Origin of the sequence: Streptomyces sp. 11x1 (genome assembly GCF_032598905.1) — a bacterium.
Lineage (GTDB): Bacteria > Actinomycetota > Actinomycetes > Streptomycetales > Streptomycetaceae > Streptomyces.
Window position 1 is genome coordinate 8,421,036 of sequence record NZ_CP122458.1, and the last position, 14,325, is coordinate 8,435,360.

Consider the following 14,325-nt stretch of genomic DNA (forward strand, 5'->3'; position numbering starts at 1 on the left):
GCCGGACCGTCAGGGAGAGGTACGCCACATTCCGTTTAGCGTCGCACCAAGGCGATCCGCCTCGGTGCGGGCCCCTGGGAGAACCCGTGCGTTGGCCACCCCTGTCGCCCGCTGTGACATTCCGTTTGGGTTTTCGGACCGTCAACCGGAAGACTGCCCCCGTGACGTCCCGTAATCCGCGCGACTCCAGGCTCCGACTCGTCGGCCCGCGAACCCTGGCCGCCGCTCCCCGAGCAGCAGTGACCCAGCGCCGCCGACCGGCTCCCCGGCCCCCGGAGGGCACACCGCCGCCCGTGGAACTCGCCCGCATGGCCCGCGCCGTCCTGTCGGACGCGGCCCGCGTCGCCCGCTGGGCCGATGCCGCGCTGCGCCCCGGCCGCGAGGGCGCGAGCCCCGACGGCAAGGGCACCCTCTCCGTCGCGACCGCCGAACGGGCCGCCGCCGACCTGGGGCTGACCCCGGATCAGGTCCGCCACGACTGGGACACGGCGCGCCTGGCCGGACTCGTCGAGGTGCACGGCGACAGCGCACGCCCCGGCTGGCGCCTGCGTGCCTGGAACCGCGACGACAGCGCCGTACTCCGCGGCTGGGTCGCGTTCTTCGACGCCTGGTCCATCGCCTACCCGGAACCCGAGGACCGGGAGCCGGCGGCGGTCGCCGAGGTCGTCTCGGCCATGCCCCAGGTCCTCTCGTTCCTCCAGCTCTCCGCCGGGCCCGTCCCCGTGGAGCAGCTCCTCGACCTCCTGGAACAGCGGGTCACCGAACTGCGCACCGAGCGCTGCGAGGTCCCCTACGGGCCGCAGCCCGAGCCCGGCGCGGAACCCACCGCCGAGGACACCCCCCTCGCCCCGCTCCTCGACTGGTCGCTGCGCGCCCTCGCCTCCGTCGGCGCCCTCACCTACGGCGACGGCCAGGCCACCCTCACCCCGCTCGGCAGCTGGGCGGTCTGGGTCAAACTCGAACAGATCTGTGTCGCCGCGCAGAGCCCCGCCGGGAACATCGAGGTCTCCGCCGAGGACATGCTCAGAGGCTGTGCCCAGCTCCGCCCGAACGCGGCCCGCGCCGAATACCGCGCCTGGCTCGCCGCCCGCCCCGTCGGCGGCGCCGTCACCGAACTCATCGACGCCGCCCGGGGCGAGGACGCCCTCATCCGGGGCCTCGCCTTCGAGGCCCTGAGGGTCGTGGGCGCCCCCGCGGAACCCGACGTCCGCACCGTCGCCGACGAGACCCCGCTGCGCCCCTACGCCCTGCTGTGGCTCGCCGAGCACGACGGCGCCGACCCCGAGGACGCGCACGAGGTCCTCACCCGGGAGGAGTCCACCTGGCTCTGGGTCGACACCGCCGCCGCCGTCGCCGACCACGGCGAGGCACCCCTGCTCGTACGGCATCTGGAGTCCGCCGTGCAGCCCACGGTCCCCGCGCTGCTCGACGAGGTCCGTGCGGTCGGCCACCCCCGCACCGTCCAGGTCCTGGTGGCTCTCGCCGCGGCCCACCCCGACCCGGCCCTCGCCAAGGCCGTGCGCCGGGCCGCCTTCCAGGTGCACACCGGGGGCAGTTGACCCGGAAGGGGGCCTGAGGGCGTCAGCCGCCGGTCTCGGGGGCGTACGTGCCGAAGCTCCACACATTGCCCTCGGCGTCCCGGGCCATGTAGTCCCGGGAGCCGTAGTCCTGGTCCGTCGGGGGCATCAGGATCTCCACGCCGTGCTCCACGGCCCGCCGGTGGTGGGCGTCCACGTCATCCACGACGACGTACACGCCGGTGGGCCCCGCGCCCTTCATCGCGCCGTCGAAGACGCTGCCGCTGCCCTTGGAACCGATCATCACCGCGCCGTTGCCCTGGGTGAGTTCGGCGTGCCGCACGATGCCGTCCTCGCCCTCGTACACCGAGAGCTCGGTGAAGCCCAGCGCCTCCGTGAGCTGCCTGACGGCGGCCCGGGCGTCCGCGTAGAGCAGCGTCGGACAGATGCTCGGGCGTCCGTCGCCCTTGCCCGTCATACCGATCACATCCTCGTCTGTGTCTGTCGTCCGGAAAAGGACCCACTGCCCAGCTTTGCACCCGCCACTGACATCGCCCCGCCCAGCGGACGCGGAGGGGGGTCCGGTGACCGAGACCACGTGATCCCTTGTCGCGCGGGCGGAAAACCGCTTGCTGCCCCCAGTTAGAATCGGCCCATGGCCATTCTCCTCGCGCATTAGACGGCGGGAACGTCCTCAGCCGCCCACACCCGCCACCCAATCCGCCCTGGAGTCTGTCCGTGATCTCCGCCTCCGCCGTCGAGCTGCGCGCCGGTGCACGCGTTCTGATCGAGTCCGCCACCTTCCGTATCGCCAAGGGCGACCGCATCGGCCTGGTCGGCCGCAACGGCGCCGGCAAGACCACCCTCACCAAGTGCCTGGCCGGCGAGGGCATCCCGGCCGGCGGCACCATCACCCGCTCCGGCGAGGTCGGCTACCTCCCGCAGGACCCCCGCACCGGCGACCTCGACGTCCTCGCCCGTGACCGCATCCTCTCCGCGCGCGGCCTCGACGTACTGATCCGCAAGATGCGCGACAACGAGCAGAGGATCGCGAACGGCCAGGGCGCGACCCGGGAGAAGGCGCTGAAGCAGTACGAGCGCCAGGAGACGGAGTTCCTCACCAAGGGCGGGTACGCCGCCGAGGCCGAGGCCGCCACCATCGCCGCCGCGCTCAACCTGCCCGACCGGGTGCTCGGCCAGCCGCTGCACACCCTCTCCGGTGGTCAGCGCCGCCGTATCGAGCTGGCCCGGATCCTGTTCTCCGACGCCGACACCCTGCTCCTCGACGAGCCGACCAACCACCTCGACGCGGACTCGATCGTCTGGCTGCGCGACTACCTCAAGACCTACCGCGGCGGCTTCATCGTGATCTCCCACGACGTCGACCTGGTCGAGACGGTCGTCAACAAGGTGTTCTACCTGGACGCCAACCGCGCGGAGATCGACGTCTACAACATGGGCTGGAAGCTCTACCAGCAGCAGCGCGAGGCCGACGAGAAGCGCCGCAAGCGCGAACGGCAGAACGCCGAGAAGAAGGCCGCCGCCCTGCATTCGCAGGCGGACAAGATGCGCGCCAAGGCCACCAAGACCGTCGCCGCGCAGAACATGGCCAAGCGTGCCGACCGGCTGCTGGCCGGCCTGGACGCCGTCCGGGTCTCCGACAAGGTCGCCAAGCTGCGCTTCCCCGAGCCCGCGCCCTGCGGCAAGACCCCGCTCACCGCCGAGGGCCTGTCGAAGTCCTACGGCTCGCTGGAGATCTTCACGGACGTCGACCTGGCCATCGACAAGGGCTCCCGGGTCGTCATCCTCGGCCTCAACGGCGCGGGCAAGACCACCCTCCTCCGCCTCCTCGGCGGCGTCGAGAAGCCCGACACCGGCCAGGTGATCGAGGGCCACGGCCTCAAGCTCGGGTACTACGCCCAGGAGCACGAGACCCTCGACCCCGAGCGCACCGTCCTGGAGAACATGCGCTCCGCCTCGCCCGACCTGGACCTGGTCGAGATCCGCAAGACGCTCGGCTCGTTCCTGTTCTCCGGCGACGACGTCGACAAGCCGGCCGGGGTCCTCTCCGGCGGCGAGAAGACCCGTCTCGCGCTCGCCACCCTGGTGGTGTCCTCCGCGAACGTCCTTCTGCTCGACGAACCGACGAACAACCTCGACCCCGCCAGCCGCGAGGAGATCCTCGGCGCCCTGCGCACCTACAAGGGCGCGGTCGTCCTCGTCACCCACGACGAGGGGGCGGTCGAGGCGCTCCAGCCCGAGCGGATCATCCTGCTGCCGGACGGTGTCGAGGATCTGTGGGGCGCGGACTACGCGGATCTCGTCGCACTCGCCTGATCCAATGCGTTGATCCAATGCGTTGATCAACTGCCGCTGGATCATTCGGCCCATCGGTGATCCATCATCTGTGTGAGATCTCCTCGTACCGAGGTGTGTCCTACATCGATTTCACGGCCGAGCCCTTCTGTGCGAAGGGCTCGGCCGTCGTGCGTCTCTGACCTGGGGCTTCACGGAACAACCCGTTCGGCCGTACGGACACGACCGGGCGGAATCGCAGATTCCGCTCGTGGGGACGCGCTCCTGTCGTCACAACCTTGTCGCACGGACCTTGCCGAATGGGTGGCCAACCCGCCCCGGAGGGGTGATCATGAGGAGACCAGAGCGCACTTCCCATGAGGAGGACCGGGTGGCCGAGACTCTGAAGAAGGGCAGCCGGGTTACCGGCGCCGCGCGCGACAAGCTCGCGGCAGACCTGAAGAAGAAGTACGACTCCGGTGCGAGCATTCGGGCGCTGGCCGAGGAAACCGGCCGCTCGTATGGCTTCGTACACCGGATGCTCAGCGAGTCGGGCGTCACGCTCCGAGGGCGTGGCGGCGCGACGCGGGGCAAGAAGGCCGCGTCGGCCTGACGCCGGGCGGCCCATCGGCTTCGATGGTGGCCACCCGGTCGGTCGGCTGATCGACCGGGTGGTTACTGTGCAGTCACTTAGTGATGCTCCATCGCTCTGCTGACCGCACCCATCGGAGGCGCACCATGGCTTCGCTCGAACCGCTGCTCGACAAGGACGGCGTACGGCTCACCGTCGACGACGCCATCGCCACGGTGACGCTGACCAATCCGGCCAAGCGCAACGCGCAGAGCCCCGCCCTGTGGCGGGCGCTCACCGAGGCCGGGCGGTCGGTGCCGGGCTCCGTCCGCGTGGTCGTGCTGCGGGCCGAGGGCAAATCGTTCTCCGCCGGACTCAACCGGCAGATGTTCACGCCCGAAGGCATCGAAGGGGAGCCGTCGTTCATCGAGCTCGCGCGTCGTGACGACGCCGGGCTCGACGCGACCATCGCCGAGTACCAGGAGGCGTTCACCTGGTGGCGGCGCAACGACATCGTGTCCGTCGCCGCCGTGCAGGGACACGCCGTCGGAGCGGGCTTCCAGCTTGCTCTCGCCTGTGACCTGCGCGTCGTCGCCGACGACGTGCAGTTCGCCATGCTCGAAACCAGCCTGGGACTCGTGCCCGACCTCACCGGGACACACCCCTTGGTGAGCCTCGTCGGGTACGCCCGCGCGCTGGAGATCTGCCTCACCGGACGGTTCGTCCAGGCGGACGAGGCCCAGCGGATCGGCCTTGCGAACCTCGCTGTGCCCGCCGACCAGCTCGACGACGCGGTGCGCGACCTCGCCGGGGCGCTGGTGACCGCGCCCCGGGACGCGGTCGTCGAGACCAAGGCGCTGCTGCGCGGTGCCCAGGGCCGCGACTACGACGAACAGCGGGCGGCGGAGCGGGCGGCCCAGGCCCGACGCCTGCGGGACCTCGCGGGAATCGGCGAGTAGCCGGTCGGTGGCCCCTGGGGCTCAGGGGCCGACCGCCGCGCTTCGGGCGCACACGCCGACCGTCCGATCAGAGATCACGAGCCGACCGTCCGATGCGGGACGCGCGGGATGCGGGATCAGGCGCGGGACGCGGGATCAGGTGTCGACCGCCGTGATGAGAACCGCCACCGACGGGTGGTCCGGCAGCGCGTCGCTCACCGCCGCCCGTACCCCGCGGGCCACGTCCAGGGCACGTCGTTCCCCCGTCACCGCCAGTTCCACGCGGACATGGCGGCGGGGGAGAGCCGGCCCGGCGGCGATGTCGACCGCACGGCCGAGACCGCCGAGGCCGCCGAGCCCGGCCGGGACACCGTCATCCCCGAGGCCGGCGGTCAGACGGGCGACGCCCGGGACGGTGAGCGCCGCCGCGGCCACCCGGGACTCCTCGTCGTCGCCCGTCGGCACGGCCGCAGCGGTGGGCGACGGTTCGGGCGCCGGGCCGGACGGCGCCGCGTCGGCCTCCAGTGGATCGGACACCCCCGCGTCCTCCTCCACCAGATGCGTCACCCGGAGATCCACCTCGGCCAGCGCCAGCCCGAGGCGTTCCCCGGCGGCCGTGAACAGGGCCGTCCGCAGCCGGGCCGCCGTGGCCGGGAGGGGCTCGGCGGCCGGGCCCGCCGTGGCCCCGAGGTCGGCCGTGACCCGGAGCGGACCGGGCGGCAGGGCACTCGGGGGCCGCGGCACCGCCGTCTCGTGCCCGGAGCCTCTCCCGTCCCCACCCGGCTCCTCACCGGCGTCGACGGGAGAGATACGGAGTGCGCCGAGGGTCAGCCCGCGCAGGGACGCGGCCGCGTGGCGCAGGGTCGTCCCCGCCGCGCTCTCCGTGATCCACGCGCCGTCGTGCGGGCCGCCCAGGGGGAGTACGCGGCCGAGCCCGAGTTGTCGGCGCACCGCCTGCGTCCAACCGTCAGCCGTCATTCCTCCAGCCTGCCGCATCCCCGGCGCGCGGTGCCGCAACCGCGCTTACTGTGGGCTTGAGGGGGACGACCGGAAGGGACTGACGGCATGACTGACATGACGGAGCGGAACCGGACGGAAGGGCCCGACACCACCAAGGAGCCGACGCAGGTCGGACGCAGGGCTACGCGGCGCGGCGGCGGTGATCCGGCGGAACGGGGGCGTACCACCATCGCCGACGGCGTCGTGGAGAAGATCGCCGGGATGGCCGCGCGGGAGGTGGTGGGCGTCCACGCCATGGGCAGCGGACTGTCCCGGACCTTCGGCGCCGTGCGCGACCGGGTCCCCGGCGGGGCCAAGTCCGTGACCCGGGGTGTGAAGGTCGAGGTCGGCGAGGTGCAGACCGCGCTCGACCTGGAGATCGTCGTCGACTACGGGGTGTCCATCAGCGATGTGGCCCGTGATGTGCGCGAGAACGTCATCGCGGCCGTCGAGCGGATGACCGGCCTGGAGGTCGTCGAGGTCAACATCGCCGTCAGCGATGTGAAGCTGCCGGACGAGGAGGACGAGGAGCCGGAGTCCCGGCTGCGGTGAGGGGAGCTTCCGCCCTCACCGCACAGGTGCCTCGAAGCCCGTTCGTCCGGTGTCAGGAGTCTCCGAGTCGCTAGGAGCGCAGCATGAGCTTGGCCGTGATCGGCATGATCGCCGGGATGGCGCTGGGCTTCGCCGGATACTTCGGCGGATTCGGGGCTTTCCTGCTGGTGGCGGCGCTGGGTGCCGTCGGCTTCGTCGTCGGCCGGTTCCTGGAGGGGGACCTGGAGCTGGGCGACTTCTTCCGCCCGCGTGACGACCGACGCCGATGAACCCGGTGGACGGCGGACATCCCCCCAAGACGCGGGAGACGAGCACCGTCGCGCCCGGTGAACGCGGGGCGACCCGGATCGCCGACCGGGTGGTCGCGAAGATCGCCGCCCAGGCGGCGCGCGAGGCACTGGAGGCGCCGGCGCCCGCCTCCGCGCCCCCGAACGCCACCGTGGTCGTCCTTCATGAGACCGCGCGCGTCCGCGTCACGCTCGGGCTTCCCTACCCCTCGGACATCGGTGGCCAGTGCGCTGCGGTGCGTCGCCATGTCATCGAGCGGGTAGGGACGTTGGCGGGAATGCGCGTGACGGAGGTGGCCGTCCAGGTGGAACGGCTGCACCTGGCACACGCACACGACGTGGCACAGGGGAGGACGCGATGAGCGAACCCCAACGCACCGAAGGCACCACGCGACGACTACCCGTCATCGAGAAGGCCACGGAAAAGGCCACGGACGGGGCCGCGGAGAGGACCGCCGAGCAGCAGCCCGAGGAGCGGGGCGGCGACCCGATCGACGCGGCCGTCGGCGAGAAGGCGGCCGGCCGCGATCCGGACCAGTCCGCGTCCGCCTCCGCCTACCACCCGCCGCCCGCCCCGGACGGCGAGAAGGGCGAGAACGGCGGCGAGCGGCGCTTCTGGTCCGCGCGCAGAGTCCCCGCGGGTGTCCTCGCGGTACTGCTCCTCGCGGGCGCGGGTCTCCTCCTGTACGACGTGGTCGCCGTCCGTGCCGACCGGCCAGCCATGGCGTGGCGCCGCTCGCTCGCCCGGGAACTCGCCGAGCGGCCCCTCGACGACGCCTGGGTGCTCGTCGGCGCCGCGGTCGCCGTGCTCCTCGGCCTCTGGCTGCTGGTCCTGGCCGCCACCCCCGGGCTGCGTGACGTCCTGCCGATGCGCCGCGTCCACCCCCACGTACGGGCCGGGCTGCACCGGGGCGCCGCCGCGCTGGCCCTGCGCGACCGGGCCATGGAGGTGTCCGGCGTGCAGTCCGTGCGGGTCCGGGCCGGGCGCAAGCGGGTCGACGTCCGCGCGGTGTCCCACTTCCGGGAACTCGACGACGTACGGGCCGACCTGGACGTCACGCTCGCCGACGGCATCCGGGGGCTCGGCCTGTCCCGGCCCCCGGCGCTCTCGGTGCATGTCCGCCGCCCCGGCCGGAAGGGGTGACGCGCGATGCTGAGGATCGTCAACCGGGTACTGCTCGGACTCGTCGGGCTGGTGCTGGTCGTGGTCGGCGGCGCCGTCCTCACGGTGGGGCTCGGCGTGAACCCGCCCTCCTGGTGGCCGTACGACGGCCGCGGGGACGTGCTGCTCAGCGACGCCGACCGGACGCGCTGGCGCGACTCCGGCTGGTGGTGGCCCACCGTGATCGCGGTGCTCGCCGTCCTCGTCCTGCTCGCCCTGTGGTGGCTGACGGTCCTGCTGCGCCGCCACCGTCTCGCCGAGGTGCTCGTCGACACGGGTGACGGCGAGGGCGCACTGCTGCGAGGGCGCGCGCTGGAGGGCGTCCTCACCGCCGAGGCGGCCGACTCGGACGGCGTCGAACGCGCCCACGCCCGGCTGACCGGCCGCCGCAACGCGCCCGAGGCCCGGGTCCGCCTCCTCCTCCAGCCCCACCTGAACCCGGGGGACGCCCTGCACACGCTGACGACGGAGGCCCTGGCTCACGCCAGGGAGTCGGCGGGACTGGACGCGCTGCCGGCGGAGGTCCGGCTGCGCGGGGCCAAACACCGTGCGGAGAGGGTGAGTTGACGGTGGGCCGGTCGGGCGGCCCGCCCCGGCTGCGGGTCAGAATCCGTGCCGCATCCCGCCGTCGACCGGCAGCATGATCCCTGTCAGATAGGAAGCGGCGGGAGAGAGCAGGAAGGCCCCCGCGCGCCCGAACTCCTCCGGGCGCCCGTACCGCCGCAGCGGGATCCGCGACTCGTGCGCCGCCCGCGTCGCCTCCGGATCGGCCGACATGCCGTCCAGCTCGCGCACCCTGTCCGTGTCGATACGGGCCGGGAGCAGGCCGACCACACGGACACCGCGCGGCCCCAGCTCGTCGGACAGCGACTTGGCGAACCCGGCGAGCCCGGGCCGCAGCCCGTTCGAGATGGTCAGCCCGGGGATCGGCTCGTGCACGGACCCGGACAGCACGAAGCCGATGACGCCGCCCTCGCCCAGCTCCTCGGCCGCGGCCCGCGCCAGGCGCACCGCCCCCAGGAAGACCGATTCGAACGCGGCGGTCCACTGCTCGTCCGTGTTGTCGGCGACGAACCCCGGCGCCGGTCCGCCCACGCTGACCAGGATGCCGTCGAAGCGTCCGAAGTGCTCACGGGCGGCGGCGATCAGCCGCCCGGCGGTCTCGGGGGCCGCGTTGTCCGCGGCCACCCCCACCGCGTTCGCTCCGAGCGCGGCGGCCGCCGCACCCACCCTCTCCTCCTCGCGGCCCGTGACGACCACCTTCGCGCCGTCGGCGACGAGTTCCCGCGCGACCGCGTTGCCCAGCCCCCGGGTCGCCCCGGTGACGATGTAGACACGGTCCTTCAGCCCAAGATCCATGGCCCCTATCCTGCCTTCTTCCCGTCGTGGAGGGCGAGGGCGGTGCCGACGAGTCCGACGTGGCTGAACGCCTGCGGGAAGTTCCCCAGCTGCCGGCCCGCGACGGGGTCGTACTCCTCCGCGAGCAGGCCCACGTCGTTGACCAACCCCACCAGCCGTTCGAACAACTCGCGCGCCTCCCGTGTGCGGCCGGTCAGGTGCAGTGCGTCCGCCAGCCAGAACGAGCAGACGAGGAACGTGGCCTCGCCGCCCGGCAGCCCGTCGACGGAGCCCGTCGCCGCGGTCAGGTGGTCGGCGCTGTATCGGCGGACGAACCCCTCGTGGCACAGCTCCTCGCGGATCGCGTCGACCGTGCCGACGACCCGGGGGTCGTCCGGCGGCAGGAAGCCCATGAGGGGGATGAGCAGCAGCGCGGCGTCCAGTTCGCGGGAGCCGTAGGACTGGGTGAACGTACCCCGGTCGGCGTCGTAGCCGCGTTCGCAGACCTCGCGGTGGATCTCGTCGCGCAGCGCCCGCCAGCCTTCGAGGTCCCCGCCGTCCAGGGTCGGGTCGTCCTCCAGGGTGCGCACGGCCCGGTCGGCGGCGACCCAGCACATCACCTTGGAGTGCGTGAAGTGACGGCGCGGCCCACGCACCTCCCACAGCCCCTCGTCCGGCTTGCGCCAGGCAGTCCGCAGGTACTCCATCAACGCGCACTGCATGCGCCACATGTCCGGCCTGCCGGGCAGCCCGGAACGCCGGGACACGAACAGGGAGTCCATGACCTCGCCGTACACGTCCAACTGGAGCTGGTGGACGGCGTCGTTGCCGATCCGGACCGGGCGCGAGTCCTCGTAGCCGGACAGCCACGGCAGTTCGTACTCGGGGATCCGGCGCTCACCGGCGAGGCCGTACATGATCTGCAGGTCGGCCGGGTCGCCCGCGACCGCGCGGAGCAGCCAGTCGCGCCAGGCCTCGGCCTCCTCCTGGTAGCCGCAGGACAGCAGCGCGCCGAGGGTGAGGGTGGAGTCGCGCAGCCAGCAGTGCCGGTAGTCCCAGTTGCGGACGCCGCCGAGCTCCTCGGGCAGGGAGGTGGTGGCCGCCGCGACGATGCCACCGGTCGGGGCGTAGGTGAGGGCTTTGAGGGTGATCAGCGAGCGGACCACGGTGTCCCGGTGCGGGCCGTCGTACCGGCAGCGCGCCGCCCACGCCCGCCAGTCGTGCAGGCTGGACCGCAATGCCTCGTACGGGTCGACCAGGCGGGGGCGGGGCTCGTGCGAGGGGTGCCAGGTCAGCACGAACGCGACCCGCTCGCCCGGCTCCACCGTGAACTCCGCGTACGTGGCCCGGTCCTCGCTCCACGACCGCACCCGGGGTTCGCTGCGCAGCCACACCGAGTCGGGGCCGGCGACCGCCACCCGGTGACCGTCCGACCGGCGCATCCAGGGAACGGCCGAGCCGTAGTCGAACCGCAGGCGCAGGGTGCTGCGCATCGTGACCCGGCCGGACAGGCCCTCCACGATCCGTACGACGTCGGGGGCGCGGTCGCGCTGCGGCATCAGGTCGGTGACGCGTACCGCGCCCTCGTCCGTCTCCCAATCGGTGTCGAGCACGAGCGAGTCGTGCTGGTACGACCGCCGGGTGCAGACGCCGCCCTCGCCGGGCGCGATCCTCCAGTGGCCGTTCTCCTCGTCACCGAGCAGCGCGGCGAAGCACGCGGCCGAGTCGAACCGCGGCAGGCAGAGCCAGTCGATGGAACCGTGGTGACTCACCAGCGCGGCCGTCTGGTGATCACCGATCAGGGCGTAGTCCTCGATGTGGTGATGCACGAGATGCGGGTTCCCGGGGCGGGGGGTGATCAGTCCCGCAGGAAAGAGGGCGAAGCCCTACTTCCAGGGGCGCGGGGCTGTGTCGCTATGCGGCTCCGCCGCGTGGGCGCGACCAGCCACACACGACCCGCGGACGCGCACGGTGATGGCACCCCCTGCGATGACGCGCCCCTGTCATCCGGGCCCGGTGCCCGCCGTCGTCCCTCCCACCCCCGAGAAGATCACCCCGGAGCCGGAGGGTGCCTGGTTGAGGACCCAGAGGCCGAGCAGCGTGGCCAGGGTGAAGACGACCAGGACGAGGACGGCCAGGACCAGTCGGCGGCGGCGTTCCCGGCGCAGCCAGTCCCCGCGAGCCGTGCGGTAGGCATCGGGCGCGGCGTGCACCCCGCCCGCCAGCGCGGCGAGCGCCGCGGCCAGTTCCCGTTCGGTGCGGTCCTGACCAGTGTTGTGACCGGTGGTGTCATTGCCGGTGGTGTCGTTCATCGCCGGGCCTCCATCGCCTGGGTGAGGGCGGCGAGGCCGCGTGCGGTGTGGGTCTTGACCGAGCCGCAGGAGATGCCCATCGCGGCCGCGATCTCGCTCTCCTTCAGCCCGAGCCAGTGGCGCAGCACCAGCGCCTCCCGCTGCCGGGCGGGCAGCTGCTGGAGCGCGCCGATCAGCACCCGCTGGTCGTCGTGGAGCAGCGCGGTGCTCTCGGCGGAGGCGACCGGCTCCTCCACCACCGGTGTCTCCACATGTCTGCGGGCGACCTGGAGGTGCCGTATCCGCATCCGGGTCAGGTTGCAGACCGTGGAGCGGAGGTAGGCCTCCGCAGCCTCGGCGTCCCGCAGGCGCCGCCACTTGCGGTAGATCTGGTAGTACGCCTCGGCCACCACGTTCTCGGGGTCGTCGGCGCCCAGCAGCACCGCGAGCCGCAGCATCGAGGAGTAGTGCAGCTCGAACAGCCGGGCGACACCTGCCTCGCGCTCCACGTCGGCGGGGTCCCCGAGCGCACCCGGTGGCAGCGCGGGGTTCGCGGCCGGCGAGTCCGGGCCCGGCGCCGGACGGGGGAACAGGGCCTCGGCACGGGGGGCCGGGGGTTCGGCGGCGGCCGGAGCCGGTACCTGCCCCAGCGGCTCGGCGGAGGCCAGCGGTGCGGAGGCCGCCGGGGTGACCGGTATACGCATGTGCGGTCTGCGTCTCACGGGTTGCTCGCTCCCGTCTCGGGGCGCCGCCTGACGGTCAGGCGGGACGGTAGGTCGGTCGCGTCGGCGCCACGCGGGACACCGAGCCGTTCGAGGACCGTGGTGCCGAGCACGGCCACGGTCAGATTGAGGAGGAGGGCGAGCAGGCCGGCGTAGATCTCCAGCGAGCCGCCGCCCAGCAGGACGATGGACGAGAATCCCTCGCGCACCACCAGGAAGGTGCCGGTCACCATGCCGACGCCCCACCCCGCGAGCAGCGCCCGGGGATGCAGCCGCCCGGTGAACAGGCCGACCGCCACCGCCGGGAAGATCTGCAGGATCCACACCCCGCCCAGCAGCTGGAGGTTGATGGCGTCCTGGTCGCGCAGTCCGAAGACGAAGGCCACCGCCCCCACCTTCGCGGTCAGCGACACCACCTTGGCGATGCGCACCTGACGCTTGGGCGTGGCGGTGGGCTGGAAGTACTCGACGTACACGTTGCGGACGAAGCCGGTGGCCGCGGCGATCGACATCACCGCCGCCGGGACCAGCGCGCCCACGGCGATCGCGCCGAACACCAGTCCGGCCAGCGGGCCCGGCATCAACCGGTCCACCAGCATCGGTACGGCCGCCTCGGCACCGCCCTCGGGCGCCCGGACCCCCGACGCGAGCGCCGCGACCCCGAGGAAGCCGAAGAGGGCCAGCAGCCCCGTCCAGGCGGGCAGCGCCACGGCGACCTTGCGGACCGTGCGCGGCCCGTCGGCGGCGAACCCGGCGGTCAGCACGTGCGGGTACATCAGCAGGGCCAGCGCCGAGCCGAGCGCGAGGGTGGCGTAGGCGGGCTGCTGTCCGGGGGACAGCAGGAGCGCGGAGTCCTCGACGCTCGTGCCACCGAGCCGTCGTGCCGCACCCTCGAAGACCGCGCCCGGACCGCCGAACCGTTCCAGCACCAGCCAGCACACGGCGGTCAGCGACACGAACACGGCCACCGCCTTCAGCGCCGAGATCACGGCGGGCGCCCGCAGCCCGTGCCGGTACGTGGCCATGGCGAGCCCCGCGAACAGCGCGACCATCACCAGGTCACCGGCCGCGCCCTTCGGATACAGTCCCCCGGCCGTCAGCACCGCCCTTATGCCGAGCAGCTGCAAGGCCAGGTACGGCATCGTCGCCAGGATCCCCGTCAGCGCCACCACCAGGGCGAGCGGCGCCGACCCGTACCGGCCGCGCACGAAGTCCCCGGCGGTCACGTACCCGTGCCGCCGGGCCACCTCCCACAGCCGGGTCAGCAGGACGAAGGCCAGCGGGCAGACGATCACCGTGTACGGCACCGCGAAGAACGCGGGCGCCCCGTTGCCGTACGCCAGCCCCGGTACGGCGGTGAAGGTGTACGCGGTGAAGATCGTGCCGCCGAGCAGCAGCCAGGTCCACACCGGGCCGAGGCCCCGGTCGGCCAGCGCCCAGCCCTCCAGCGAGGGCAGCCGGTCGGTGGGGCGCAGCCGGCGCGCGGTGACGGCGAGCAGCGACGCTCCGCCGATCACGGCGAGGAACGTCGCGGTCATGGCAGCGTCCGCCATGGGTCACCGTCCTTGGTGTGCCTGGGTCCCGGCTGTACCTCGGCCCTCGCGTGTTGGTTGCGTGGACGGCGGGTTCGGATGACACGAATCGGCGGGAAAT

The 14,325-nt window shown here is 72.9% G+C and carries 16 protein-coding genes; 9 read left to right on the forward strand and 7 right to left on the reverse strand.

Annotated features, from left to right (window positions below; genetic code table 11):
* Nucleotides 1–161: 161 nt before the first annotated feature.
* On the forward strand, nt 162–1,559 hold the full coding sequence (locus P8T65_RS36935) for a hypothetical protein (RefSeq protein WP_316729577.1): 1,398 nt from the start codon (nt 162–164) through the stop codon (nt 1,557–1,559).
* A gap of 22 nt (nt 1,560–1,581) precedes the next feature.
* Here P8T65_RS36935 and P8T65_RS36940 read toward each other — a convergent pair whose 3' ends face one another.
* Nucleotides 1,582–1,995, reverse strand: a complete 414-nt coding sequence (locus P8T65_RS36940) for a VOC family protein (protein ID WP_316729578.1) — start codon at nt 1,993–1,995, stop codon at nt 1,582–1,584.
* A gap of 260 nt (nt 1,996–2,255) precedes the next feature.
* On the opposite strand from P8T65_RS36940, the gene abc-f reads away from it, so the two are divergent.
* The 3 genes from abc-f (at nt 2,256) to P8T65_RS36955 (ending at nt 5,342) form a co-directional block, all read left to right on the forward strand.
* A complete protein-coding gene (gene abc-f, locus P8T65_RS36945; RefSeq protein WP_184895717.1) occupies nt 2,256–3,854 on the forward strand; it encodes a ribosomal protection-like ABC-F family protein in 1,599 nt (532 codons plus the stop codon).
* A gap of 349 nt (nt 3,855–4,203) precedes the next feature.
* Nucleotides 4,204–4,425, forward strand: coding sequence for a helix-turn-helix domain-containing protein (locus P8T65_RS36950; protein WP_006123601.1), 222 nt, complete (start codon nt 4,204–4,206; stop codon nt 4,423–4,425).
* Between the two features lie 125 nt (nt 4,426–4,550).
* Complete coding sequence (locus P8T65_RS36955) at nt 4,551–5,342, forward strand: enoyl-CoA hydratase/isomerase family protein (RefSeq protein WP_184895719.1); 792 nt, start codon at nt 4,551–4,553, stop codon at nt 5,340–5,342.
* Between the two features lie 135 nt (nt 5,343–5,477).
* On the opposite strand, the gene P8T65_RS36960 is transcribed toward P8T65_RS36955, so the two are convergent.
* Entirely contained in the window at nt 5,478–6,299 is an 822-nt protein-coding gene (locus P8T65_RS36960) for a nucleopolyhedrovirus P10 family protein (RefSeq protein WP_316729601.1), read from the reverse strand.
* Between the two features lie 87 nt (nt 6,300–6,386).
* Between P8T65_RS36960 and P8T65_RS36965 the strand changes: the two genes are divergently transcribed.
* The 5 genes from P8T65_RS36965 (at nt 6,387) to amaP (ending at nt 8,888) form a co-directional block, all read left to right on the forward strand.
* Entirely contained in the window at nt 6,387–6,872 is a 486-nt protein-coding gene (locus P8T65_RS36965) for an Asp23/Gls24 family envelope stress response protein (RefSeq protein WP_316729603.1), read from the forward strand.
* Between the two features lie 83 nt (nt 6,873–6,955).
* Nucleotides 6,956–7,141 carry a hypothetical protein gene (locus P8T65_RS36970; protein ID WP_316729604.1) on the forward strand — a complete coding sequence of 62 codons (186 nt, stop codon included), beginning with the start codon at nt 6,956–6,958 and terminating at the stop codon, nt 7,139–7,141.
* Entirely contained in the window at nt 7,138–7,521 is a 384-nt protein-coding gene (locus P8T65_RS36975) for a hypothetical protein (protein WP_316729605.1), read from the forward strand. The genes P8T65_RS36970 and P8T65_RS36975 overlap by 4 nt, the downstream gene beginning before the upstream one ends.
* Complete coding sequence (locus P8T65_RS36980; protein WP_316729607.1) at nt 7,518–8,303, forward strand: DUF6286 domain-containing protein; 786 nt, start codon at nt 7,518–7,520, stop codon at nt 8,301–8,303. The genes P8T65_RS36975 and P8T65_RS36980 overlap by 4 nt, the downstream gene beginning before the upstream one ends.
* Nucleotides 8,304–8,309: 6 nt before the next feature.
* Nucleotides 8,310–8,888, forward strand: coding sequence for an alkaline shock response membrane anchor protein AmaP (amaP, locus tag P8T65_RS36985; protein ID WP_316729608.1), 579 nt, complete (start codon nt 8,310–8,312; stop codon nt 8,886–8,888).
* Nucleotides 8,889–8,924: 36 nt separating this feature from the next.
* On the opposite strand, the gene P8T65_RS36990 is transcribed toward amaP, so the two are convergent.
* The 5 genes from P8T65_RS36990 to P8T65_RS37010 form a co-directional block, all read right to left on the reverse strand.
* Nucleotides 8,925–9,680 (reverse strand): SDR family oxidoreductase, encoded by a 756-nt coding sequence (locus tag P8T65_RS36990; RefSeq protein WP_316729609.1) that lies wholly within the window; start codon nt 9,678–9,680, stop codon nt 8,925–8,927.
* Nucleotides 9,681–9,685: 5 nt separating this feature from the next.
* Complete coding sequence (locus P8T65_RS36995; RefSeq protein WP_316729610.1) at nt 9,686–11,488, reverse strand: glycoside hydrolase family 15 protein; 1,803 nt, start codon at nt 11,486–11,488, stop codon at nt 9,686–9,688.
* Between the two features lie 174 nt (nt 11,489–11,662).
* Complete coding sequence (locus tag P8T65_RS37000) at nt 11,663–11,971, reverse strand: hypothetical protein (protein ID WP_316729611.1); 309 nt, start codon at nt 11,969–11,971, stop codon at nt 11,663–11,665.
* Nucleotides 11,968–12,672, reverse strand: coding sequence for a SigE family RNA polymerase sigma factor (locus P8T65_RS37005; RefSeq protein WP_316729613.1), 705 nt, complete (start codon nt 12,670–12,672; stop codon nt 11,968–11,970). The genes P8T65_RS37000 and P8T65_RS37005 overlap by 4 nt, the downstream gene beginning before the upstream one ends.
* Complete coding sequence (locus P8T65_RS37010) at nt 12,669–14,225, reverse strand: sodium:solute symporter (protein ID WP_316729614.1); 1,557 nt, start codon at nt 14,223–14,225, stop codon at nt 12,669–12,671. The genes P8T65_RS37005 and P8T65_RS37010 overlap by 4 nt, the downstream gene beginning before the upstream one ends.
* Nucleotides 14,226–14,325: the final 100 nt, after the last annotated feature.